This window comes from Acidimicrobiales bacterium (assembly GCA_033344915.1).
GTDB lineage: Bacteria > Actinomycetota > Acidimicrobiia > Acidimicrobiales > Aldehydirespiratoraceae > JAJRXC01.
In genome coordinates this window covers 2,883,161-2,906,351 of record JAWPML010000001.1, presented here as the reverse complement: position 1 = coordinate 2,906,351, position 23,191 = coordinate 2,883,161, and the positions used below count along the sequence as shown (strand labels likewise).

The 23,191-nt window shown below is 68.6% G+C and carries 21 protein-coding genes; 6 read left to right on the top strand and 15 right to left on the bottom strand.

Going from position 1 to position 23,191, the window contains the following annotated elements:
• Positions 1-8 precede the first annotated feature (8 nt).
• Positions 9-1,349 (bottom strand): FGGY-family carbohydrate kinase, encoded by a 1,341-nt coding sequence (locus tag R8F63_13925; GenBank protein ID MDW3219707.1) that lies wholly within the window; start codon positions 1,347-1,349, stop codon positions 9-11.
• Between the two features lie 41 nt (positions 1,350-1,390).
• Between R8F63_13925 and R8F63_13920 the strand changes: the two genes are divergently transcribed.
• The 3 genes from R8F63_13920 to R8F63_13910 are packed head-to-tail and all read left to right on the top strand — an operon-like array spanning position 1,391 to position 3,918.
• Entirely contained in the window at positions 1,391-2,362 is a 972-nt protein-coding gene (locus R8F63_13920) for an NAD(P)-dependent oxidoreductase (GenBank protein ID MDW3219706.1), read from the top strand.
• A complete protein-coding gene (locus R8F63_13915) occupies positions 2,359-3,033 on the top strand; it encodes a class II aldolase/adducin family protein (GenBank protein MDW3219705.1) in 675 nt (224 codons plus the stop codon). Before R8F63_13920 ends, R8F63_13915 begins: the two co-directional genes overlap by 4 nt.
• Before the next feature lie 21 nt (positions 3,034-3,054).
• Positions 3,055-3,918, top strand: coding sequence for an enoyl-CoA hydratase (locus R8F63_13910; GenBank protein MDW3219704.1), 864 nt, complete (start codon positions 3,055-3,057; stop codon positions 3,916-3,918).
• Between the two features lie 54 nt (positions 3,919-3,972).
• Here the strand turns inward: R8F63_13910 and R8F63_13905 are convergent, their stop codons facing one another.
• The 9 genes from R8F63_13905 to R8F63_13865 are packed head-to-tail and all read right to left on the bottom strand — an operon-like array spanning position 3,973 to position 13,913.
• Positions 3,973-5,172 carry a cytochrome P450 gene (locus R8F63_13905; protein ID MDW3219703.1) on the bottom strand — a complete coding sequence of 400 codons (1,200 nt, stop codon included), beginning with the start codon at positions 5,170-5,172 and terminating at the stop codon, positions 3,973-3,975.
• 57 nt (positions 5,173-5,229) lie between these two features.
• Positions 5,230-6,075, bottom strand: a complete 846-nt coding sequence (locus R8F63_13900; protein MDW3219702.1) for a thioesterase family protein — start codon at positions 6,073-6,075, stop codon at positions 5,230-5,232.
• Positions 6,062-7,279 (bottom strand): aminoglycoside phosphotransferase family protein, encoded by a 1,218-nt coding sequence (locus tag R8F63_13895; GenBank protein ID MDW3219701.1) that lies wholly within the window; start codon positions 7,277-7,279, stop codon positions 6,062-6,064. The genes R8F63_13900 and R8F63_13895 overlap by 14 nt, the downstream gene beginning before the upstream one ends.
• 2 nt (positions 7,280-7,281) lie before the next feature.
• A complete protein-coding gene (locus tag R8F63_13890) occupies positions 7,282-7,698 on the bottom strand; it encodes an OB-fold domain-containing protein (GenBank protein MDW3219700.1) in 417 nt (138 codons plus the stop codon).
• Positions 7,695-8,867 carry a thiolase family protein gene (locus tag R8F63_13885; GenBank protein ID MDW3219699.1) on the bottom strand — a complete coding sequence of 391 codons (1,173 nt, stop codon included), beginning with the start codon at positions 8,865-8,867 and terminating at the stop codon, positions 7,695-7,697. The genes R8F63_13890 and R8F63_13885 overlap by 4 nt, the downstream gene beginning before the upstream one ends.
• Entirely contained in the window at positions 8,864-9,589 is a 726-nt protein-coding gene (locus R8F63_13880) for an ABC transporter ATP-binding protein (protein ID MDW3219698.1), read from the bottom strand. The genes R8F63_13885 and R8F63_13880 overlap by 4 nt, the downstream gene beginning before the upstream one ends.
• Positions 9,582-10,355: an ABC transporter ATP-binding protein gene (locus R8F63_13875; GenBank protein MDW3219697.1), complete on the bottom strand. Its 774-nt coding sequence runs from the start codon at positions 10,353-10,355 to the stop codon at positions 9,582-9,584. The genes R8F63_13880 and R8F63_13875 overlap by 8 nt, the downstream gene beginning before the upstream one ends.
• Positions 10,352-12,433 (bottom strand): ABC transporter permease, encoded by a 2,082-nt coding sequence (locus R8F63_13870; protein MDW3219696.1) that lies wholly within the window; start codon positions 12,431-12,433, stop codon positions 10,352-10,354. The genes R8F63_13875 and R8F63_13870 overlap by 4 nt, the downstream gene beginning before the upstream one ends.
• 31 nt (positions 12,434-12,464) lie before the next feature.
• Positions 12,465-13,913: an ABC transporter substrate-binding protein gene (locus R8F63_13865; GenBank protein MDW3219695.1), complete on the bottom strand. Its 1,449-nt coding sequence runs from the start codon at positions 13,911-13,913 to the stop codon at positions 12,465-12,467.
• Between the two features lie 137 nt (positions 13,914-14,050).
• Here R8F63_13865 and R8F63_13860 point away from each other — a divergent pair, with 137 nt between their 5' ends.
• Both R8F63_13860 and R8F63_13855 read left to right on the top strand, forming a co-directional pair.
• The gene (locus tag R8F63_13860; GenBank protein MDW3219694.1) at positions 14,051-15,190 is read left to right on the top strand and encodes an acyl-CoA dehydrogenase family protein; all 1,140 of its coding nucleotides are present in this window, start codon (positions 14,051-14,053) and stop codon (positions 15,188-15,190) included.
• Positions 15,187-16,260 (top strand): phosphotransferase, encoded by a 1,074-nt coding sequence (locus R8F63_13855; GenBank protein MDW3219693.1) that lies wholly within the window; start codon positions 15,187-15,189, stop codon positions 16,258-16,260. Before R8F63_13860 ends, R8F63_13855 begins: the two co-directional genes overlap by 4 nt.
• Here R8F63_13855 and R8F63_13850 read toward each other — a convergent pair whose 3' ends face one another.
• On the bottom strand, positions 16,261-17,223 hold the full coding sequence (locus R8F63_13850) for an LLM class F420-dependent oxidoreductase (protein ID MDW3219692.1): 963 nt from the start codon (positions 17,221-17,223) through the stop codon (positions 16,261-16,263).
• An 83-nt stretch (positions 17,224-17,306) separates the two neighbouring features.
• Here R8F63_13850 and R8F63_13845 point away from each other — a divergent pair, with 83 nt between their 5' ends.
• Entirely contained in the window at positions 17,307-17,861 is a 555-nt protein-coding gene (locus R8F63_13845; GenBank protein ID MDW3219691.1) for a TetR family transcriptional regulator, read from the top strand.
• Positions 17,862-17,877: 16 nt separating this feature from the next.
• Here the strand turns inward: R8F63_13845 and R8F63_13840 are convergent, their stop codons facing one another.
• From R8F63_13840 to R8F63_13825, 4 genes are all read right to left on the bottom strand, one after another.
• Entirely contained in the window at positions 17,878-19,122 is a 1,245-nt protein-coding gene (locus R8F63_13840) for a TetR/AcrR family transcriptional regulator (GenBank protein ID MDW3219690.1), read from the bottom strand.
• Between the two features lie 3 nt (positions 19,123-19,125).
• A complete protein-coding gene (locus R8F63_13835) occupies positions 19,126-20,346 on the bottom strand; it encodes a CoA transferase (GenBank protein MDW3219689.1) in 1,221 nt (406 codons plus the stop codon).
• A gap of 196 nt (positions 20,347-20,542) precedes the next feature.
• Positions 20,543-22,000: an aldehyde dehydrogenase family protein gene (locus R8F63_13830; GenBank protein MDW3219688.1), complete on the bottom strand. Its 1,458-nt coding sequence runs from the start codon at positions 21,998-22,000 to the stop codon at positions 20,543-20,545.
• Positions 22,000-23,172: a cytochrome P450 gene (locus R8F63_13825; protein MDW3219687.1), complete on the bottom strand. Its 1,173-nt coding sequence runs from the start codon at positions 23,170-23,172 to the stop codon at positions 22,000-22,002. The genes R8F63_13830 and R8F63_13825 overlap by 1 nt, the downstream gene beginning before the upstream one ends.
• Positions 23,173-23,191 lie beyond the last annotated feature (19 nt).

Below are 23,191 nucleotides of genomic sequence, written 5' to 3'. Positions count from 1 at the left end.
GCTGAACTTCATCGGTCGACCTCTTCGCGGAATCGGACGTAGCGGCGTTCGGCACCGGCGACATGATCGGGACGGGGCTCCACCCGGTGACTGATCGCGCGCCAGTCTCCCTCGACGTCGAGCCCGGCGGCGATGCGGGCGCCGCGGGCTGCGCCGAGGGCGGCGCCCTCGGGCTGGGCACTGACGTCCACGGGCAGACCGATGACATCGGCGAGCGACTGCATCCACGGGGCCGATCGGGTGCCGCCGCCCGCAGCGACGATCCGGGCCGGCGGCGTGCCCGCCGCTGCCAACTCGGCACCGGCGAGATCGAGGTGATGGCGCACGACCATCGCGGCCGCGTCGTAGGCCGCAGCCATGACCGCGGCAGGTCCGTGGCTGTTGTCGACGTCGCGCAGGTGGGCCCGTCGGGTCGGATCGTGGAACGGGGTCCGTTCGCCGCGGATGTAGGGCAGCCACACCGGCCGCTTCTCGGGGTCGACGGCGAGCACGGTGTTCGGGTCGGGGTCGCCGGTGAGGCGGCGGACGCTGTCGATGAACAACCCGCCGGCATTGCTCGCCCCGCCGATCGCGATCACGCCGGGTACCGAGTAGGGGATCGTCCAGAGTCCGTCGATCTCGATCCACTCGGTCGTGAGCGCCCAGGGGATGAGTGTCGTCCCACAGATGACCATCACGTCGCCGGGTGCGGTGGCCGCGCCGACGTCCTGCTCGGCGAGCGCGTCGATCGTGCCGCAGCCGATCGCGGCGCCGTCTCTCGTGCCGATCGTGGTGCCACCGACGACGAAGTCGGGGAGCTGGTCGTCGGTCAGGCCGATCCGGTCGAGGTGATCGGTGTCCCATCCGGTGCCTGTGAAGAGCGGGGTCATGGTCATCGCGGTGGACGTGTCGATGGTGCCGGCCCCGCACAGGGCGTGGTTCGCCACCGCCTGGGCGGGCCAGAGGGCAGCGACCCCGGGCTGGTCGGCGAGCGCGGCGGCGAACCCGACGCTCTCACCCATGCCGGCCGTGCCGGCGTGGTCGGTTCGGCCCCGGGCATCGCCGTAGAGCAGACCGGGGGTGACCGGGCGGCCGTGGTCGTCCACCCCGCACAGCGACGGCACCATGGCGGACACCATGGCGGCGTCCACGCGGCGGTCGGCCGCGACGGCCTCCCACGCGGCGAGCACGCCGTCCACCCATGCCGCCGTGGCGTCGTGTTCGAACGTGTCGGCATCCGGCGCCCGCAGTTCGTGGGGGATCCGGGTGCGGGCGACGATCGTCCCGTCGGGCGTGGCGGCCACGGCCTTCACCGAGGTCGTGCCGATGTCGATGCCGACGGAGATGGCGGTGTCGGCGTCGTGGCCCACGGATTCCTCCCTTGCTCGGGCGCAAAACTAACGTCTGTGTCATGGCGCGACCGGTAGCCCTCGTGACGGCTCCCCTTCGGGGGCCGGCGCTGGAGGAACTGCGCACGATCGCGGACGTCGTGTTCGACCCGTGGATCGAGTACCGGCCGATCAAGCTGCACGGCCCGGACGACCTCGCGGCGCGGATCGAGGAGCTCGGCGCGTCGATCGTGATCTGCGAGGCGGACTTCTGCATGGGGCCGGTGCTCGACCTGCCGCTGACCGTCATCGGCTCGACCCGCGGCGATCCGACGAACGTCGACGTCGACGCAGCGACGGCCGCCGGCATTCCCGTCGTCCACACGCCGGGTCGCAACGCCGACGCCGTCGCGGAGATGACCGTCGCGCTGCTGATGGCCCTGACCCGCCACATCATTGCGGGGCATCGCGACATGAGCGAGGGCACCGTGCACGGCGAGTCGCTGCCGTATCAGCGCTATCGGGCGTGGCAGGTGGCCGGGCAGACGGCCGGCCTCGTCGGGCTCGGAGCGGTCGGCCGGGCCACGAAGTGGCGTCTCGAAGGACTCGGCATGCAGGTGATCGCAGCCGATCCGTTCGCCGATGACGCGACCCACGAGCTGGACGACCTGTTGGCCGAGGCGGATGTCGTGTCCATGCACGCGGCCGTCACGCCGGACACGTTCGGCATGATGAACGCGCCGAAGTTCGCGCTCATGAAGCGCGGCGCGGTCTACGTCAACTCGGCCCGGGCCGGCCTCCACGACGTGGAGGCGCTGGTCGACGCGCTCGAATCCGGCCGCCTCGCCGGCGCCGCGCTGGACCATGTGGACGGCGAGACGCTCCCCGAGGGGCACCCGCTGCTCGGGCGTCCGAACGTCGTCCTCACACCCCACATCGGCGGGGCGACGTACGACGTCGAGATCCGCCAGACCGAGATGATCGTCGCGGACGTGAAGGCGATCCTGAACGGCGAGACGCCGACCCACTGCAAGAACCCGGAGGTCCTCGCGTGAGCACGAACCCCGACGTCCGCCAGGCGGTGGTCGACACCGCCCTGGAGATGTTCACGACCGGCCTCGTCGTCGGCACGGCCGGCAACGTGTCGGGCCGACTCGCCGACGGGTCCGTGGCCATGACCCCGTCGTCTGTGCCGTACCCGGAGATCACCGTGCCCGGTCTCGCAATCGTGGACCTCGACGGCGAGATCGTCGAGGGATCCGCCCGGCCGTCGAGCGAGAAGGCGATGCATCTGAACTGCTACCGCTCCTTCCCCGAGGTGGGCGGGGTCGTGCACTGCCATCCGGCCCACGCGTCGATGTTCGCGATCGCCCGCCGGGCGATCCCGGCGTGCATCGAGGAGGTCATCGTCTACATCGGCGGCGACATCCCGGTTGCCGAGTACCGCACGACCGGCAGTGACGAACTGGCCGACGAGGTCGTGCGTCATCTCGGCGCGCGGGGCGCGGTGCTGATGGCGAACCACGGCCTGCTCTGCGTCGGGAAGTCCCCCGAGGACGCCCTGCACACGGCGGCCGTCGTCGAACACACGGCGAAGATCGTCGCCGGCGCCGAGGCGTTGGGCGGCGTCGTCCCGTTGCCCGACGAGATCATCGAGAACTTCACCAACATCTACGGCATGATCCGTGGCGCCTGGCAGCCACCGCATCTCGCCGCAGCGTCCTGACCCCGCAAACCGGAGAGAACCATGCCCAACCCCGTCGACATGAACGACCTCGGCCACACGACCTACGAGGTCGACGGTCCCATCGGGATCGTCACCATCGATCGCGCCGACAAGGCGAACGCCGTCAACCAGCAGACCCTCGACGAGATGGACGCGTGCTTCCGCGCCGCCGAGGAAGACATTGACGTGAAGGTCATCGTCCTGCGGGCGGAGGGGAAGCACTTCTCGTCGGGCCACGACATGTCCGGCTCGGACGACGCGATCGGCGACAACGCCGACCCCGAGAAGGCTCGCCAGTCGTCACAGCTCGACTGGGAGGAGCGCGGTCTCCAGGCGATCTTCGAGTGGGAGCGCATCCACTATCTCGGCTACAGCCGCCGCTGGCGGGACATCCCGAAGCCGACCATCGCCGCCGTTCAGGGCGCGTGCATCGCCGGTGGGCTGATGCTGTGCTGGCCGATGGACCTGATCATCGCGGCGGACAACGCCCACTTCTCCGACCCGGTGCTGCGGATGGGGATCGGCGGGGTCGAGTACCACGGTCACACCTGGGAGGTCGGCCCGCGCAAGGCCAAGGAGATGCTGTTCACGGCGCGGCGCTTCCCCGCCGAGGAGGCGGAGAAGCTCGGCATGGTCAACCGGGTCGTCCCGCTCGACGACCTCCTCGACGAGACGATGACCCTCGCCCGCGAGATCGCGGAGATGCATCCGTTCGCCCTCACCCAGGCGAAGCGCATCGTCAACCAGACCCAGGACATCCAGGGCTTCTACAACGCCCTCCAGTCCGGTTTCGACATGCACACGGTCGGCCACGGCAACGCCATGACCATCAACGGCTACCCCGTCCTCGTGAACCTCTCCCAGATGAAAGAACAAAACAGCTGACCCCGACTTCGGGCTTCTTAACCGAGTTGTGGTCGTGAGACGACCACAACTCAACTAAGAAGCCGAGAAGGGGACGCTGGCGTAGCCCGCGACGTTGGACATCTGAACGCGCTCGCAGCGGGATTCGTCGATTTCGTAGGAGGGCCAGCGGCGACGGATCTCGTCGAACGCCACGGCGCACTCCATGCGGGCGAGGGCGGCGCCGAGGCAGGTGTGGATGCCATGGCCGAGCGACAGGGCGAGGCGTTGCTCACGGTCGATGTCGAACCTCGTGGCGGTCGGCCCGAACTCGCGCTCGTCGTGATTCGCCGCTCCGGTCACGATGAAGACGGGCTTGCCGGCCTCGACGGTCACGCCGTGCCACTCGGTCTCGTTGACCGAGAGCCGGCCCTGGTACTGCGACGGCGCCCAGTAACGCAGCACCTCCTCGACGGCTGCCGTCGTTTTGGTCGGATCTGCCTGGAGCTTCGCCCATTCGTCAGGCCAGCGATGGAACAGCACCGCGCCATTGGCCACGGCTTTGGTCACCGTCTCGCTGCCGGCCGCGGCGAGCAACGAGGCGAACCCGGCGATGTCGTTGTCGGTGAGGTTCGCCAGCTCGCCGTCGTCGGTCTCGACCTGCGCCTCGACGAGGGTCGACGTCAGGTCGTCGCCGGGATGGCGTCGCTTGTCCTGGACGAACTCGATGAAGTAGACGGCCTGGTTGATCGCCGCCTCGGCCTGCGCGGGGCTGCCGAGCGCCTGCCCTTCCTCGCGGTGCAACATCGCGTCGGTCTGATGGCGGATCATCTGCCAGTCGGCCTCGGGAACGCCGAGGATCGCGCAGATGATCTCCACCGGGAACGGACCGGAGAAGTCGCCGACGAGGTCGAATTCCCGGCGATCCATCAGTGGGTCCAGATACTTGGTGATGCCGGCGCGGATGAGATCGCCGTAGCGAGCCATGGCCCGCGGGGTGAACGAACGGGAGACGAGCTTGCGGTACCGCGTGTGCTCGGGCGGATCCATCATGATCATGGAGTTGGCCATGCTCATGTCGAAATCCGGGTCGCTGAGCTGCTCGTACGTCAGCCCGTGCGTCGACGTGAAGTTCTCCGTGTCGCGGTGCACGGCGACGCAGTCGTCGAACCGGCTGAACGCGTAGAAGTCGTAAGTCTCGCTGTGAAAGCACGGCGCGTGCTCCCGGAGCCCGGCGTACATCTCCGTCGGGTCGTCGAAATACTCACGGCTGAACGGATCGAACTCGACGGTCATCGTGATGCCCTCCTCGGATCTGCGTTGGGTTGTGGTCGTCTGACGACCACAACTTGGTTAAGAAGCGTTGGGTGGAGCGGGGGGGAGGGGGCGGATCATGGATTCCTGGGTGAAGCTGGCGGCGAGGGTGCCGTCGATCGTGTGGACGGTGCCGGTGCCGTAGCCGCGGGCGCCGGAGAGGCTGACGCCGTGCTGACCGATCAGGCACCAATCGTCCATGCGGAACGGACGGTGAAACGACAGCGAGTGGCTCGTGACTGCGGTGTGCAGCGTCACGTGGGCATCGGCGACGCTCACCCCGTCGATCGGTCGGAGCAACGTGGCGATCACGTTGAGGTCCGTGGCGTAGGCGGCGAGCGCCTGATGGGTCGTGAGGTCGTCGGGCAGGTCGCGGTCCGAGATGCGTGACCAGAAGGCGAAGTCCGCGTCAGCTGTGCCCCGGTCGGCGAGGTCGACGCCGCCGACCACCCGGTTGTCCCAGGGGATCATCGTCGACTCGTCCGGGGCGGCGTCGTCGGGCGAGCCGACGTCGGGCATCGCGTCGTGATGGTCGTGCGGACTCGCCTCGGAGCTGTCGTGCATCGACAGCTGGGCGACGAAGAACGTCTTGCCGTTCTGCGCGGCGCTGATCCGACGGGTCGCGAACGCCCGGCCGGTCTGCGTCTCCTCGACCTCGAACTCGAGCGCCTCGTCGAGCGAACCCTCGCGGGGGAACAGGCAGGTGACCGAGCGCACCGTCTTCCCGTCGCTTGTCGCCGCGCCGAGCGCGATCGCCTGGGCGAGGAGCTGGCCGCCGAAGATGCGGCGATAGTCCATCTCGATGTTGGGCGCGGTCCAGGTGGCGGGGCCGGTCTGTTCGACGGCGAGGCAGCCGAGGACGGCGTCGAGTTCAACGAGCGCCATCGGTGGCCTCCAGGGTCGGCGGGTCGGGCGGGAGGAGGTCGATGATCTTGCGCATCCACACGTCACCGATGTTCGTTTCCGCGCCGGCTCCCTCAGTGTCGTAGCCACCCTCCATCACCATCGCGGTCAGGACCTGGCGGTGGCCGAGGAAGCCGAGGACGACGTCGATGTCGTTGCCGAGCGTCTCCCGGGAGTACTCGGTGACCCCCTCGGCGACGAGCGCGGCGTGGTACACGTCGGCGAGGTCCGCGAGAACCGAGCGGGCATCGGGGCCGGGTTCGAGCGCAGCGGACAGCGCGTAGCCCACGTCCCACGCCGGCGGCCCGCTGCTCGTCGTGCCGAAGTCGATCACGACGAGTTCGCCGTCCTCGAGAAACAGCATGTTGTCCGTGCGGGCGTCGCCGTGGAGCAGTGTGTACGGCTCGTTGAGGCGGTCGAGCACGGCGGGGAGGTGCTCCTGGGTCCAGTCCATGATCCGGCGATGCGAGTCCTGCAACGCCGGTGTGCGGGCGAAGGTCTCGTCGACCCACAGGTCGTAGCCGGCGCGCAGGAAGGTGAAGTTCTGCGACGCCGTGTCGTAGCTCGTGGCGGGATCGGTCGCGAGGCGCGGGTCACGCCAGAACCTGGCGTGCATGCGGGCCAGCGCCCGCAGGATCGCCTCGATGTCGTCGCGGGGGACTTCCTGATCGAGCGGGGTGACCCGAGCGTCGGGGATGTATTCCATCAGCACGACGTAGCGCCGCTTCGTCGGCCGGATGAGCTTGTTGGCCCGTTTCGCGATGAACCGGGCGATCGGGGCCGGCGTGCGATTGACCCGCTGGGCCGACTTGCGGCGCTTCGCCAGAGCCGGCCCCGGGTCCATCTCGGCGTAGTGGCAGCGGGGAATGCGCAGCGGCATGTCCGTCCCGAGCCCCTGGTAGAACCAGATCTCCCGTTCGTAGGCGCCTTCCCCCTCGGTGACCCCCCGGTGGACCGAGTCGGTGGGGAACTTGGCGACGATCTGGCGGGGCAGCGCCGGGTCGTCGCGGTCCCACTCGAGCGTCACCTTGGTGGTGATGCCGGAGAAGCCGACGCCCGAGCCCGGCGCGCCGGTCGTGAAGCCGGTGACGCGAGCCTCCCCGTCGCCGAGGGTGTCGGTGAGCCACTCGTTCGTGAGGTGCTCGGGGCGTTGGGGGATGAACTCGGCGAGTCCGCGCTTCGCCACGGTCAGCCGCTCTCGATCGGGTGGAACAGGGGCACGAAGAACTCGCCGTTCTCCTCGAACTCGACCTCGACCCGCATGCCGATCCGCACCGCGTCCACCGCGCAGCCGACGATGTTCGTGCCGATCCGGATCGTCGGATCCTCGTCCAGCTCGACGAGGGCGAACGCGTAGGGCGGCTCGAACCCGGGGATCCATTCCTTGTGGTTGATCGTGAAGGTCGCGATCGTGCCGGTCCCGGCGACCGCCTCCGGTGCGAGCTCGCGCGAGTGGCAGTAGGGGCACACGGGCCCCGGTGGGTGGATCCAGCGGCGACAATCACCGCAGCGCTGGATCCGGAGCCGGCCGTCGGCGCCGGCCGTCCAGTAGAACTCCCCCTCGGCGTGGGAGCTGATGAAGCGGGGCGGTGGGCCGTCGCTCATCGGATCTCCTTCGTCAGCAGCAGGCATCCCGATTCGGGGCCGCCGCCGGCTCCGACCGCGGCGACCTCGCAGTCGGCGATCTGGACGTTCGCCGTGCCCCGCAGCTGCATCACGCCTTCGTGGAGGAACCCGAAGCCGTGGAGCCTGCCCCCGGAGAGCTGGCCGCCCCAGGTGTTGAGCGGCAGCTCGCCGTCGGGCGCGATGCGGGCGCCGCCCTCGACGAACGGGCCGCCTTCGCCCTTGCCGCAGAACCCGAGCGCTTCGATCCATGCCATCGCGAGCCACGAGAACCCGTCGTAGAGCTGCGCCGTGTCGACGTCCGCCGCTTTGAGCTCCGTGCGTTCCCACATGGACGCGGCGGAGTCGCGCATCGCCATCGTCGTCAGATCGTCGAACTGGTCCCAGGACGGGCGGCCCCGCAATGCGGTGCCCATCGCGTTGACGTGCACGGCGCCGTTGGGCGCGTCCGGCGCGTAGTCGCGGTGCGAGACGATGACGACCGTGGAACCGTCGCACGGCACGTCGCAGTCGTAGAGCCCGAACGGCTCGCTGATCATGCGGATGCCGAGATAGTCGTCCATCGTCATCGGGTCGGTGTAGATCGCCTGGGGGTTGCTCGCCGCGTTGGTGCGGGCGTTGATCGCGATCGCCCCGAGCTGCTCGCGGGTCGTGCCGTACTCGTGCATGTGGCGTTGGGCGTAGCAGGCGATCCAGTTCGCGGCCGAGGTGACGCCGTAGGGGATGAGGTACTGGAACGTCGGCGGCATGCCGCCACCCATGCCCCCGCCGCCGCCGGCTCGCACCGGCCCGCCGCTGCCCTCGACGACGGTGCGGAAGACGAGCACATGACGGGCCAGGCCCGCGGCTACCGCGAGCACCGCCTTGTGGACGGCGCCGAGCTGACCGCTGGTCTCGAGCGCGCCGTCGCGCCAGTTGAGCGAGAAGCGCAGCGCGTCGTGCAGCTCGGCACCGGAGATGCCGCCGAACGGGCCGCCCGAGCCCGGGTAGGTCGAGATCCCGTCGATGTCGTCGACGGTGAGCCCGGCGTCCTCGATCGCCCGCAGTGACGCCTCGATGGTGAGATCGAGGCCGGAGCGGTACAGGCGCCGTCCGATCTGCGACTGCGCGGCGCCGCTGATGATCGCCTGACGCTCGATCGGCTCGTTCACGACGACGATCCTGTCTCGAAGAGATGGTTGACGACCACGTCGGCGGCGTCGGCGGCGTCGCCCTCCCACGCAACCCGGCCATGATCGAGGATCGCGACGCGATCACACAGCGCGAGCGCGTGCTGCACATGCTGCTCGACGATCAGCAGCGCCGTGCCGCTGGAGCGGATGGACGCAAGGGTCTCGTACACCTCGTCGACGACGATCGGCGCGAGGCCGAGTGAGAGCTCATCGGCGATCAGGAGACGTGGCTTCTCGACGAGAACCCGAGCGAGTGACAGCATCCGCTGCTCGCCGCCGGAGAGGGTGCCGGCGATCTGGCGGCGTCGCTCACCCAACCGCGGGAACAGGCCGTACGCCTCCGTCAACGCGTCGGACACCCGTGACTTGCCGAGGGCCTGGCGAAACGAGAGGACGAGGTTCTCCTCGACGGTGAACGTCGCGAACACGGAGCGGCCCTCCGGTGCGTGGGCGATGCCGGTGCGTGCGAACTCGTACGTGCGGCGTGAGGTCATGTCCTCGCCGTCGACGAGGACGGCGCCGCTCGCCGCCGGGACGAGCCCGCTCGCGACACGGGCAACCGTCGTTTTCCCCGCACCGTTCGCGCCGAGCAGTGCGACCGCGCCGCCGGGCATGATCGTGAGCGAGACCCCGAAGAGGGCCCGGAACGGTCCGTACTCGGCACTCACGTCGCGCAGCTCGAGGAGCGGAGTGTCAGCCATCGGACACCTCCATGGTGCCGAGATAGGCGTGGCGAACGGCCGGATGCGCGAGCGTCTCGCGTGTCTCTCCCTGCGCGATCAGGGAACCGAAGTCGAGGACGTACAACCGCTCGGTGAACGTCGACACCAGCTCGACGTCGTGCTCGACGAGGAGGATGGCGAACTCCTTCTCCGCCTGGATGCTGCGCAGAGTCGCCGCGAGGGTTTCCGTCTCGTCGGGATCGAGTCCCGACGACGGCTCGTCGAGCAGCAGGAGGCTCGGCTCGGTCATCAACGCCCGTCCGACCTCGACGAGGCGTCCCTGCCCGAGGCTGAGGGCTTCGATCGGTTCGGTGGCGAGATCGAGCAGTCCGAGCATGTCGAGCACGCTGTCGCAGCGGTCGATCTCGATTGCGGTGGGCCGACCGCGACCGATCAGGTCCTTCCAGAACGAACCGGTCCCGTTGTGGATTCGTTCGGCGATGAGCAGGTGTTCGCGAACGGTCGTGTCCGTGAAGAGCTCGATTCGTTGGAATGTCCGGCCGATGCCGGCTCGTGCCCGCTTGTGCACCGGGAAGGTGGAGATGTCCCGACCGAGGAACCGCACGTCCCCGTCATCCGGGGTGAGGATGCCGAGCAGGCAGTTGAAGAAGGTCGTCTTGCCCGCGCCGTTCGGCCCGATGAGCCCCACGCGCTCGCCCTCGTGGACATCGAGGTTCACGCCGCTGAGTGCCTGGATGCCGGAGAAGGACTTGGTGATGTTCCTGGCCTCCAAGACGGTGCTCATGTCGTCGCCTCCGCGTCCGGTGACGCCGCGTCGAGCGCGTCGCGGGCGAAGTAGCGCTCGTTGCGTTTGCGGGTCGCCCGTCGCTTGCCGAACTCGACCATGCCCTCGGGGTGGCGGGCGAACTGGATGGCGGTGAGTCCGAAGAGGACGAACCGCCACTTCGCCGAGATGGGGAAGATGCCGGGAACCCGTTCCTCGGACCGCAGGATCCATGCGAGGAACGAACCCTCCAGGACCAGTGGTCCGAACAGGGCGAACGCCGCGCCGGCTTGGCCCGCACCCTCGACCGTGCGAGCGCTGAGCGACACGACGAGCACCAGCCAGAACATCGCCGCGAACGGGGTGAAGTTCGTTGCGTAGTTGACGTTCTCCTGGTGAATCGACAGCATCGCGCCGCCGAGGCCGGCGATGAAGGCGGACACGGCAAAGGCGATGATCCGCGCCCGGGCCGGCGAGATGCCGATCGATTCCGCCGCCACCTCGCTTCCCCGGAGCGCCCGGAGCGAGCGACCGATGGTGCCTTCGCGAAGCTGGATCACGGCGACCGAGACGATGGCGAAGACGACCAGCGCGAGCGCGAGGAACGATCGCTCGGACGCCCCGAAGTCCAAGGGGCCCAGCACCGGTCGGGGCACCTCCGTGCCGCTGAGCAGTGCCGTGCCGCCACCGCCGACCCAGGAGAACTGCACCATCACCGCGTCGAAGAAGAAGGCGAACGCCAACGTCGCGATCGCGAGCCAGACGCCACCGAGGCGCAGAACGGGGAGGGAGAGCAGCGCCCCGACGAGGGCGGCGACGAAGGCGCCGATGACCGCGGCGAGCAGCACCGACATCTCGTAGCGGTCGGCCATCTGGAAGACGGTGAAGCCGCCGATCGCCGCGAAGGCGCCCTGACACAGCGAGATCTGGCCGGCGAGACCGGTGATCACGGTGATGGAGAGGTAGATCGTCGCGAGGATCACCGCCTGGGTGATCAGGAACAGCCAGCGGATGTCGGCTTGCGTGAACGCGAGGAAGCCGACGAGCGCGAAGAAGAACACGCCGAAGAGGCGGGTCTGCAGCGTCAGGAGCGGATGTCGAGTGCTGGAGGCGAGCGCCGGCGGCGGCGGATCGACCCCGGAGAGCGGGTCGGTGGCATCGATCGATCGCCGGATCGCCGGCCAGAAGACGAGGATTCCGAACAGGACCAGGAACGGGAGAGCCGGCGTCAGGTTGTCCTTGAACGGCTCGAGCCACGTGTAGTCGTCGGCCCACCGAGGGAGGTACGTGTTGCTGACGGCGATGAGCCATCCGAGTCCGAGACCGCCGGCGAGCGCGCGGGGGAGACTCACGAGGCGCCCGATGGCCGCGGCGGCCATCGCGACGATGACCAGGGTCAGGAAGTCCGTGTTGACGAGAGTCGGGAGTCGAGGAGCGATCAGGACACCGGCCATCCCGGCGAACGTGCTGGAGACGGCCCAGGCGAACGCCGAGACGCGGTCCGCCGGGATGCCGGCGAGCTCGGTGAGGCGGGGACTCTCCACGACGCCTCGCATCGCGAGACCGATCGCGGTGAACCGGAAGAGCGCACCCAACGCCAGCATGCCGACGAGCGCGACCGCCATCTGGGCGAGCTCGTCGCGGCTGAAGGGGTAAACACCGATCGGGTCGTAGAACACCGACGATCCGTCCGGCACGATGCCGGTCGGGGACCGTCCGGCCACCGGCTTGTAGCTCGCCAGCAGCTCGAAGAGTGCCGGCAGCGCGACGCTCAGCCCGATCGCGATAACGAGCTTCGACACGGCGGACGCCGTCCGCAGGTTGCGGAAGATCAGCCGCTCCAGCACGAGCCCGATCGCCGGTGCCAGCACGAACACCGACAGGATGAGCGCGGGGACGATGCTCCAGTTCCAGTCCTGGCGAGCCTTGAAGAACATCGCGGCCGAGATGTAGGCCTGCGCACCGAATGCGAGGTTGAAGACGCCCGATGTCTTGTACGTCAGGACGAAGCCCAACCCGATCAACGCGTAGACCGTGCCGGGTGGCGTTCCCTGCAACAGGGCGCGGATGAAGTCTTCGCCGATGAACGCGAACGTCACGTCAGATGTCCCTGCGGCTCCGGTCGGTCAGTCAGTCGAACGTCGTCTCGACCGGCTCCTGCCAGCTGAGGTCGTCCTGGGGCCAGCACAACCACGGTTGGTCGGACACGGTGACGAACGCTCCGTCCTGCATCTGGACGAGCGTCGTGCACTCCTGCACGGCACCGTTCGTGAGGCGGTCGTCGTTCGTCGGTGCGACGTGCTGCCGGCTCCAGTCGAGCGGCAGCGTGAGTCCGCCGTAGGTGTGCGCCGTGAACTCGGTGTTGATGGTGTCGACCAGCGAGGCCCGGTCGAACTCCGGGCCGGTCGCGATGAGGCCGTCGACGAAGAGCATGGCGTTCATCCAGCCGATCATCGTCTGCTCCGCGGTCTGGCCGCCGTGGGCATCGACCCACTCGTTGTAGAGCTGGATCTGCGGGTGGTCGGTGAACTCGAAGGGCGTGAACTGGGCGGAGACGAAGTCGCCGTCGAACAGGTCGCCTGCTTCGGCGACGAACGCCGCGTCGTAGGTGTTCGGGTGCTGCAGGGTGATCTGGTCCCGCGCCCCTTGGCGCACCAACTCCTCCGCGATCTTCTTCATCGCGTTGAGGTCGAGGCACGAGGCCACGAAGTCGACGCCGAGCTCGATCCACTCCGTGACCTGTGGCGCGATGCCGTTCGGCAGGCCGAAGTCGAGGTCGTCGTAGACCCGGGCGGTACCGATCCCGAGGTCGTCACCGTAGAAGTCGATCGCGGCACCGACGGTGCGCGAGCACGTCTGGGACTCCGGCGAGATCTTGTAGCCCAGCGCGACGGCGGTCGTCGCTCCCTTCAAGCTCATCTGGTACGGCACGGCCCGCCCCGTGCAGTCGCCGCACAGCACCCCGAGGTGGGGGAAGAGATTGAAGCGCTCGTTGTTCTTCGGTGCCTGGATCCCCCAGTTGAACGTCGGCACGCCGGCGTCGTCGAGATCGCCGAACCCCGTCGGGTTGAGCGTCGCGGCGAACGTCACGAAGGTGTCCTCGTCGGCGATGATCTCGAGCGCCTTCGCCTGGTTCTGCACGAGTTCGTCGTCGAAGACGTCGCCGATCACCAGCTGGCGACCGAACACGCCTCCCAGCGAGTTCTGGTAGTCGAAGTACGCCTGGATGCCGGTCTGGTAGCAGTCGAGGATGCAGGTGCCCAGGATGTTGCCCTCCTTGAGACTGAGGATCGCCACCGCGATCTCCTCGTCGCTCACGCCGGGCACGCCGTCGAGGGGGACGAACGTGTCGCGGTCGGGCTCCGACGGGGTGTCGTCCGTGCCGTCGGCATCGCTCGAGCCGTCGGTGCCGTCGTCGGTTCCGTCATCGCCGCCGTCGTCGGTGCCGGGGTCGTCGCCGTCGTCGCCGCCGTCATCGGGGGCCGCGGTCGTGGTGGTCGTGGTCGTGTCGCTCGTTTCGGAATCACCGCTGTTGCCACAGGCTGCGGCGAGCAGGCCGAAAGCGAGTAGGACGGCCATGAAGCCCTGCGTACGTCGGTGCATCGTTCCCCCAAGGATGACGTTGGCGTCGGATGCGGTGGCACACCTGACGCCGGTGTTAGAAAGCGACGTTAGCGCGGGGCGCGAGACTGCTCCAGACGCCGAACGGAGGTTGTGTGGATCTGTCCATCGGACCGGAGGGTGATGCGTTTCGATCCGTCATCCGCGGCTGGCTCGCGGACAACCTCCCGGCCGACCTGAACGAGGACGACGGCGACGCCGACGCCCTGTTCGAGCGGCGCCGGGACTGGAACGCGACCCTGTTCGAGTCCGGCTGGGCCGCGATCGACTGGCCCACGGAATACGGCGGTCGCGGTGCCTCGGTGCTCGAGCAGCTCATCTACATCGAAGAGATGGCCCGCGCCGGCGCCCCGGGTCCGGTGAACGCGATCGGCGTTGCCAACATCGCACCGGCGATCATGACCATCGGCACGCAGGAGCAGAAGGAGCGCTTCCTCAAGCCGATGCTGCGGGGCGAGGAGATCTGGAGCCAGGGCATGTCGGAGCCCGACGCCGGCTCGGACCTCGCCGCCCTGTCGTGTCGTGCCGTGCGCGACGGTGACCGCTTCATCGTCAACGGGCAGAAGACGTGGAACTCGCTCGGTCATCGCGCCGACTGGTGCCAGCTCTACGTGCGCACCGACCCGGCCGCGCCGAAGCACGAGGGGATGACGTGCCTGCTCGTCGACATGCGCTCGGCCGGTGTGGACGCGCGGCCGATCCGAACCATGGGCGGGTCACTCGACTTCGCGGACGTGTTCTTCACCGATGTCGAGGTGCCGGTGGAGGCCGTGCTCGGCGAGGTCGGCTCGGGCTGGCATGTCGCCACGCGCACGCTCGGCTTCGAACGGGCAGGTGTCGCGAAGCTCGCGCTGATGCTCCAGGAGAACGTGGACCGACTCCTGGCCGACGCCGGTGCCGACCGGCGCGAGGACCCGATCGTGCGCCAACTCCTCGCCGCCCGCCACACCGATGCGGTGCTGCTCCGGCTCCTGTCCCAGCGCACGATCTCGGCCGTCATGAACGGCCGCACGCCGGGCGCCGAGGCGAGCGTGGTGAAGCTGGCGTGGTCGCAGATGGAACAGCGGGTCGCGGAGAGCGCCATGGACGTGCTCGGGCTCGACGCCTTGTCCGGTGCGTGGGGAGAGCGCCTCGCGGGCAGTCGGTCGTTGACGATCGCCGGGGGCACCACCGAGGTGAACAAGAACATCGTGGGGGAGCGGGTGCTCGGTTTGCCCCGGGAGCCCAAGGTGTGATTCCCCGTCACCCCGACGACATCTCGGCATCGTGGCTGACCGAGGCACTCCAGGCGGCGGCCCCCGGCGTCGCGGTCGACGACGTGGCGGTCGAGCGGGTCGTGGACGCAACGAACGTCAACGCCACGATCGCCGTCCGCCACGACGCCCCGGACCGACTCCCGAACCGCCTGTTCGTCAAGCTGCCACCGCTCGATCCGCAGCGACGGCAGCGACTGGACTGGGCGTCGATGGGCGCCCGCGAGGTGCGCTTCTATCGCGAGATGGCGACGGACATCGGCCTGCAGGCGCCGGCCGCGTTCGTGGCCGAGGTCGACGACGCGTCGGGCGAGTTCGTGCTCGTCCTCGAACACCTCGGCGAGGCCGGCACCCGCCTTCCGGATCTCGTCGGTGGACTCGACCCGGCGCTGCTCGCCGACGCGGTGCGAGACCTCGCCGAGCTCCACGCGCGGTTCGAGGACCCGTCCGCACGGGCTCGATCCGCGGCCTGGCTGGCCCCGTCCGGCCGGACGAGCGACTACGGGGCGCGCCTCCTGCGCGAGGGCATCGACAGTGGCGCTCGGCTCGGTGCGGCGTTCGTCGCCGTGGCCGAGCGCTACATCGCCGACCGGGACCTGCTCCAGGACGCGTGGGAGCTCGGGCCCGCGACCGTCCTGCACGGTGACGCCCACATCGGCAACGTCTTCGTGGACGAGCGGGTCGACCCGGCGCGGCTCGGGTTCTACGACTTCGGGTTGATGACGATCGGCTCCCCGATGCGGGACGTGTCCTACCTGATCGCCATGACGCTGTCGCCGGCGGATCGACGGTCGACGGAGCGGGCGCTCATCGACGAGTACCTGGACGCGCGGACTGCGCTCGGTGCCGCGCCGATCGATCCGGACGACGCGTGGTTCTGGCACCGGCTCCAGGCCGCCTACACGGTGGTCGCCTCGTGTCAGTCGATCGTCGCGAGGCCGACCGACAGCCCGGGCCGGCGTGCGTTCTCGGCGGCGTTCGTCGATCGGGCGGAGCAGGCGGTGGACGACCTCGACACGGTCGACGCCATCGAGCGGTTCGCCGCCGGCTGATCAGCCGATCGCCGCGTCGAGCGTGCGGCCCGCGAGCTCGACCATCTCCGGGTTGTGGCCGTTGCTCACGAGGTTCACCGTGACGCCGTCGATGCCCGCGTCGATCATCTCGCGGACCTGCTCGGCGACCTCGTCGGGGCCGCCGTAGGTGAGCATGCCGAGCATCATGTCCACGACGCTCTCCGGCCAGCCCTTGAACTCGGCGAAGGCCTTGAGGTCGGCCACGCACTGGTCGTGCGTCTCGCCGATCGCCATCATCACGAGCTTGGTGACCTTGATCTCGGACCGGTCGCGCCCGAGACGTTCGCAATGGGCGTCGAGCGCCTCGAGCTTGCGGGGGATCTCCTCGGTCGAGCACGTGAGGTTCGACTCGTCGGCGTACTGGGCGACCATCCGCAGCGTCTTCTTCTCACCACTGCCACCGATCATGACCGGAATCTTCGACAGCGGCTGGGGCTCGTTGATCGCGTCGCTCACCGTGTAGTGCTTCCCGTCGAGTGACGGCCGCTCGCCCCGCAGCATGGGAAGGATGATGTTCAACGCCTCCTCGAGCTTCTCGAAGCGTTCGGAGAAGGTGTTGAACGGGATGCCGAACGAGTCGTGTTCGAGCTCGAACCAGCCCGAGCCGATCCCGAGCGTGGCTCTGCCGTGCGAGACGTGGTCGAGCGCGGTGATCGTCTTCGCGAGCACCGCCGGGTTGCGGTAGGTGTTGCCGGTGACGAGGGCCGAGAGCCGCACCCGTTCGGTGTGCTGGGCCAGCGCCGCGAGCAGCGTGTAGCACTCGAACATGGTGTCGTCCGGATTGCCGATCCCGGGCAATTGGTAAAAGTGATCCATCACGAAGACGCGGTCGAAGCCGGAGGCCTCCGCGGCCTTCGCCTGGGCGACGACGGTGTCGAAGATGCCCGACGGCGCGACGCCCGGGTAGTCGAAGTTCGGAATCTGGTAGCCGAGGCGGGTCATGGTGCTCCGTTCGCTGACGTTGTGACACTCTAAGCAGAAAGTGTCAGCTTGTCTACCGTGGCGACATCGGTACACTCGGTGTCATGGCCGGGCCACAGGACGACGAGAAGCGCAACCTGATCCTCGACGCTGCGCTCGGGAAGTTCGCCGCCTACGGGTTCGCTCGCACGTCCATGGCGGACATCGCCGAAGCGGCCGAGATGTCCCGGCCGGCGCTGTATCAGCACTTCGCCAACAAGGAGGACATCTTCCGGGCGATGCTCGGCCGGATCCTCGAGTCCGCGGCGGACAAAGCGATCGCCGCACTGCAGTCGGAGAGCGACTTGGAGGCGCAGTTGGACGGGTTCCTCCAGCGCTGGACCGGTGACCTGACCGAGCAGTTGCGAGCCACCGAACACGGCGGCGACCTGGTGGAGGCCAAGGCCGGGTACGCGAAACCGGTGTCGGACGCGGTCAACGGACGCATCCGCAAGGCGCTCCACAAGCATCTGTCGTCCGCCGGCGCCGACGACCCCGGCGCCGCCGTCGACCTGTTGCTGCTCGCGCCGATCGGCTTCAAGTACGACGATCCGACGACCACCCGATTCCGCAAGCGCCTGCAGTCGCTCGCCGTGTCGGTTGCCGCCTCGGTCGCCTGATCGCCGCCTCGGCGGATCAACCGGTCCGGCCGAACAGGCCACGATCGAGGACGCGGGCGGCGGCGTGGAGCGTGCTCTCCGATGCGGCCGCGCCGCGACGAAACGCGGTCGCCGGAACGACATCGAGGAGCGCGAACGCGATGTAGATGTCCGCGTCCGTGTCGCCGAAGGAGCGTCGTCCGAGAGCCCGGGCCAGGGCCGCAGCACCGGCGCCCCGGGCCTCGATCGCGCCGCGTACCCCGGCGGCGTAGGCCTCCGGGAGATTGGAGAGGATCCCGCCGGCTCGGCTGTACATCTCGAAGTAGCGGTCCATCCACTGGTGGGGATGCGCGGTCGGGAGTTCGTCCACGAGGTCGACGACCTCGGCGATGGCCGCAAGGAGGTGCTCCGCGTAGATCGCCTCCTTGTCCGCGAAGTAGCGGTAGAAGCTCCCGTGCGACACGCCGGCTTCGCGGGCGATGTCGTCGACGCGCACGGCGTCGTAGCCGAGGGTGGCGAACGCGATGGTGGCGGCCGTCAGGAGTCGGGCCCGCGTCTGGAGGCCCCGGCGGGGTGGGAGTTCCGGGGTCTGCGTGGTGAGCGGCGGCGGTCGCTTCGGGATGCGGGATCGCTTCCGTGCGCCCACGTTGATGCCCTCGAGCGGGCCGAAGAACGAGCGGTGCACGGCGTCGGCGAGGGCGTCGGTCAGCCGCTCGGGGGAGACGCCGCCCATCCGCTGACGGAACGTGCACGCGCCGAACGCGACCGAGTTCACCACGGCCGCGACCGCGGGCACGTCGACCCCCGCCGCGGGCGTCCCCACGATCGCGTCGGCCAGTGTCGAGCGATAGCGATCGCTGAGGGTCGCGGCCCCGCGGACCATGCGGTCGTCGGTGCGAACGGAGGCCGAGAAGCTGTCGGTCACCGCGCGATAGCGGTCGTACGTGGCCGCGAGGCCGGTCAGCCAGACGACGAGTGCGTCGCGACCCTCCCGCCCCGCATCGACGGGCCCGAGGTCGTCGACGAGGGCGGCGAGTTCGGTGCCCAGACGGGCGGCGAGACGGCGATGAAGGTCCTCCTTGCCCGAGAAGTACTGGTAGAAGGTCGGCCGACTACAGCCGGCCTTGTCGGTGATCGCTTCGACACTCGTGCGGGCGTAGCCCTCGGACGCGAACACCTCGGCGGCTGCGGTCAGGATGCGCTGCTGCGTCGCCCGGCCCGCGTCGCCGACCACAGGATTGGCGCCGAAGGGCGCCCGTCGCGACGAGTTGATCTCCTCCATCCGTTACAGGATGGCCCCTGACTCCTTCAGCGCGCCGATCTCGTCCCAATCGATGCCCAGTTCGTTGAGTACCAACTCGGTGTGTTCGCCGAGTTCCGGCGCCCGCTCCACCTCGATCGGTTGCTCGTCGAACTGGGCCGGGCTCGCGACGAGCTGGACCTCGTCGCCCGAGCCGTGGGTCATCGACGGGAGGTATCCGTTGGCGATCACCTGGGGGTCGGAGTACAGCTCGTCGAGCGTCTGGAACGGAGTCCAGACACCGTCGAAGGTCTCGAGCCGTTCCTTCCACTCGTCCAGCGTCCGCTCGGCGAAGGCCTCGTCGAGGATGTCGATGCACTCGGGGCCGTTCTGGGCTCGCGCCGAGGAGTGGTTGAACCGCTCGTCGTCCACGAGGACAGGACGCTCGAGCCGGGCCGCGAAATCGTCCCAGTGCTTGTCGCTCTGCAACAGGATGAGGCTGATGAAGCGGTCGTCCTTGGTGCGGTACACACCGACGCCCGGGTTGGGCGACATGCGGCGGTCGCCCCGGGGCAGCGAACTCATGCCGAACAGCTTCGACGCGACGACGAGTGGCGAGATCTGCCACATCGCCGTGGCGAGCAGGGAGACGTCGACGACGCTTCCCTCGCCGGTGCGTTCGCGCTTCACGAGTGCCGCCGCGATCGCGCCGGCCACCGACAGGCCGCCGATCACGTCGCCGAACGCGGGCGACGACTGGTTGGCCGGCCAGCCGTCCTCGCCGGGCGGGAAGACGGCCCCCATGCCACCGCGGGCCCAGAACGAGGCGCCGTCGTAGCCGCCCTTCGGCGCGTCCGGCCCCAGGGGACCCTGCCCCGAACCCCGGGCGATGATGATGTTCGCGTTCCGTGCCCGGATGTCGTCGGTGTCGACGCCGAGCTTCTCGCGGACGTCGGGCAGATAGTTCGTCAGGAACACGTCGGCGGTCTCGATCAGCTTCAGGAAGACCTCGCGCCCGTCGTCGTTCGTCAGGTTGATGGCGAGGCTCCGCTTCGAGCGGTTCGGCTGCTCGATCATGAAGTTCACCCCGCCGGGACCACCGGGAACGAGTCCGCTGGTGATCAGCCCCCGCTGGGGGTCACCTCCGTTCGGCGGCTCGACCTTCAACACGTCCGCACCCCAGTCCGCCAGGACCGACCCCGCCGACGGTACGAACATCCAGCTCGCCAGTTCGACGACCCGAATCCCCTCGAGTGGCTTCGTCATCGCACGTCTCCCTCCGAGACCCCCCTCCGAGGGAGGAATCTCTGGTCATGAAAGGGTCACGAAAACGCCGGGATTTGCGACCCTTTCGTGACCATAGATTCCTCGTGTTGGGCAGGTTCCTCGTGTTGGGCAGGTTCCTCGTGTTGGGCAGGTTGCTCGTGTTGGGCAGGTTCCTCGTGTTGGGCAGATTGCTCGGCTAGGCGGGCCAGCCGACGGTTTTGGTCTCGGTGAAGATCTCGAGGCCCTCGATGCCGCACTGGCGGCCGATGCCGGATCCCTTGTAGCCGCCGAACGGGGCGTCCGCGCCGTACCAGACGCCGCCGTTGATGCCGAGCGTGCCGGTGCGGATGCGCGCCGCGACGCGCTTGGCCCGCTCGAGGTCCGCGCTGAAGATGTTGCCGGACAGCCCGAACGGCGAGTCGTTGGCGATCCGGATCGCGTCCTCTTCGTCGTCATAGGCGATGAGACAGATCACGGGCCCGAAGATCTCCTCCTGGGCGATCGTCATCGAGTTGTCGACGTCCACGAAGAGCGTCGGCTCGACGTAGTACCCCTTCTCGAGATGGGCCGGGACACCGCCACCGATGGCGACGCGGGCGCCCTCGTCGATGCCCTTCTGGATGTAGCCGAGCACCCGGTCGTGCTGCTTCTTCGACACCTGGGGGCCCTGCAGGTTGTTGGCATCGGTCGGGTCGCCGTAGTTCCAGTTGGCGAAGCTCTCCGTTGCCGCCGCGACCGCCTCGTCGTAGCGATCGCGGGGCACGAGCAGTCGGGTCGGGATGGCGCAGCCCTGGCCGCCGTGCATGCACGAGGTGACCGCGCTCGCGAGCGCCTGGGAGAGGTCGACGTCGTCGAGATAGATGTTGGCGGACTTGCCGCCGAGCTCGAGGAACACCGGCTTCAGCGTGGCCGCCGCCGCCTCCATGATCCGCTTGCCGGTCGCGCTCGACCCGGTGAACGCGACTAGGTCGACGTCCGGCGACGTCGTGAGCACCTCGCCGGTGAGGTGGTCCTCACTCGACACGATGTTGACGACGCCCGCGGGAATGTCGGTCTTCTCGGCGATCAGGCGTCCGAGCCGTGCGGACGTGGCGGACGTGTCGGGCGCGGGCTTGATCACGCAGGTGTTTCCCATCGCGAGGACCGGACCCAGCTTGTTGAGGGTGATCTCCATCGGGAAGTTCCACGGCACGATCACGCCCACCACACCGATCGGCTCCTTCCAGACCTCGCGCTCGGTCTGGTAGCCGACGCCCATCGCGTCCGCCCCGCCGATCGAGCGCTTCCACTCGAACGTGTCGATCATCTCGGCCGGCCAGCGCAGGGCTTCGCGCAGCGGTGCGTCGAGTTGGGGGCCGTAGGTGATGAGGAGCGGGCACCCGACCTCGGCGACGAGGTCCTGGCGGAACTCCTCCTGCTCGCTCTCGATCGCCTCCTGGAGCTGCAGTAGGCACGCCTTGCGGAACGCGTGGTTCGTCGACCAGTCGGTGGTGTCGAAGGCGCGACGAGCCGCGGCGACGGCCCGCTCCATGTCGGCCTTGCTGCCGTCGGCGACCTGGCCGATCACTTCCTCCGTCGCCGGGTTGATGTTGTCGAACAACGCGCCGTTCTCGGCATCGACGAGTTCGCCGTCGATCAGCAGCTTCTGGTCCATCACGTCTCCCAGATCAGTTCGAGGTTGTCGACGCTGCGCAACCCCATCGTGTACTCGGGCACCGTGCCCGGCTTGAGTTCATACGAGGGCACCCGCTTGTGCCATTCCTCGAGACACACCCGCAGCTCCATGCGGGCGAGGTGCGACCCGAGACAGCGGTGCACGCCGCCGCCGAAGGCGATGTGCTTGTTGATCTCGCGGTCGAAGTCGACCGAGTCGGCGTCGGCCCAGAAGCGCTCGTCGGTGTTCGCTGAGCCGATGTTGACCGACACCGTCTCGCCCGCCTTGATCGGGCAGCCGGACAGCTCGGTGTCCTGCGTCGCGACGCGGACAACCCCGGCGACCGGCGACTCCCACCGCAAGAGCTCCTCGACCGCGGCCGGGATGTCGTCGGGACGGTCCACGAGGCGCTGCCGCTGGTTCGGGTGCTGGGCGAGGTACGCGAGCATGCAGTCGAGCGAGGCGGTGACGGTGTCGAGCCCGGCGAGGAAGAAGAGGTAGCCGATGTCCTGCACGTCCTCCTCGGTGAGCCGATGGCCGTCCACCTCCGCGTCGAGGAACTGTGAGATGAAGTCGTCGGTGCGCGCCTGCTTCTTCTCCTCGATCGCCTCGGCGAGAACGGCGTAGATCCGTCGCCCCGTCTCGTTGCGATACGCGGTCGCCTCGGCCGGTGACTCGACCGGCGGGCGGATGATGCCGTCCTTCAACTCGATGAACTCGGGCGTGCGTCCGACATCGAGGCCGAACATCGTGAGGAAGACCTGGCTCGGGAGCGGCTCGGCGATCGCGTGATGGAAGTTGGCCTCACCGGCGTCGATCACCCGGTCGATGAGGGTGTTCACCAGCGACCGCGTCGAACCCTCGAGCTCCGCGACCCGGCGGGGCGCGAAGAGGGGGTCGAGCAGCTTGCGGTACTTCGAATGTTCCGGGGGGTCGATCTCGAGCGGGATCAGCGGACGGATCTGACCGATCTCCGCGGCGCCGAGCGACGAGAAGACGTCGGGATTCTGCAGGACGGTCATGACGTCGTCCTGGAGCGCGACGGTGGTGCCGGTCATCATCTCGTGCTCGATCGCCATCACGGGCATCGTGTCGCGCAGGATCCTGTAGACGGCTTGGATGCTGTCGTCGCCGGCCGCACCGGCCTCGGGGATCTCGTTCTCGTCTGGCACAGTGTTCTCGTCGGGCACA

Coding starts and splice junctions, on each gene's coding strand:
- R8F63_13905 (MDW3219703.1), bottom strand. CDS start 5,172: ATGACCGTCGAGTTCGATCCGTTCAGCCGTGAGTATTTCGACGACCCG.
- R8F63_13845 (MDW3219691.1), top strand. CDS start 17,307: ATGGCCGGGCCACAGGACGACGAGAAGCGCAACCTGATCCTCGACGCT.
- R8F63_13875 (MDW3219697.1), bottom strand. CDS start 10,355: ATGAGCACCGTCTTGGAGGCCAGGAACATCACCAAGTCCTTCTCCGGC.
- R8F63_13920 (MDW3219706.1), top strand. CDS start 1,391: ATGGCGCGACCGGTAGCCCTCGTGACGGCTCCCCTTCGGGGGCCGGCG.
- R8F63_13865 (MDW3219695.1), bottom strand. CDS start 13,913: ATGGCCGTCCTACTCGCTTTCGGCCTGCTCGCCGCAGCCTGTGGCAAC.
- R8F63_13830 (MDW3219688.1), bottom strand. CDS start 22,000: ATGGACCAGAAGCTGCTGATCGACGGCGAACTCGTCGATGCCGAGAAC.
- R8F63_13840 (MDW3219690.1), bottom strand. CDS start 19,122: ATGGAGGAGATCAACTCGTCGCGACGGGCGCCCTTCGGCGCCAATCCT.
- R8F63_13880 (MDW3219698.1), bottom strand. CDS start 9,589: ATGGCTGACACTCCGCTCCTCGAGCTGCGCGACGTGAGTGCCGAGTAC.
- R8F63_13890 (MDW3219700.1), bottom strand. CDS start 7,698: ATGAGCGACGGCCCACCGCCCCGCTTCATCAGCTCCCACGCCGAGGGG.
- R8F63_13910 (MDW3219704.1), top strand. CDS start 3,055: ATGCCCAACCCCGTCGACATGAACGACCTCGGCCACACGACCTACGAG.
- R8F63_13850 (MDW3219692.1), bottom strand. CDS start 17,223: ATGACCCGCCTCGGCTACCAGATTCCGAACTTCGACTACCCGGGCGTC.
- R8F63_13835 (MDW3219689.1), bottom strand. CDS start 20,346: ATGACGAAGCCACTCGAGGGGATTCGGGTCGTCGAACTGGCGAGCTGG.
- R8F63_13900 (MDW3219702.1), bottom strand. CDS start 6,075: ATGGCGCTCGTTGAACTCGACGCCGTCCTCGGCTGCCTCGCCGTCGAA.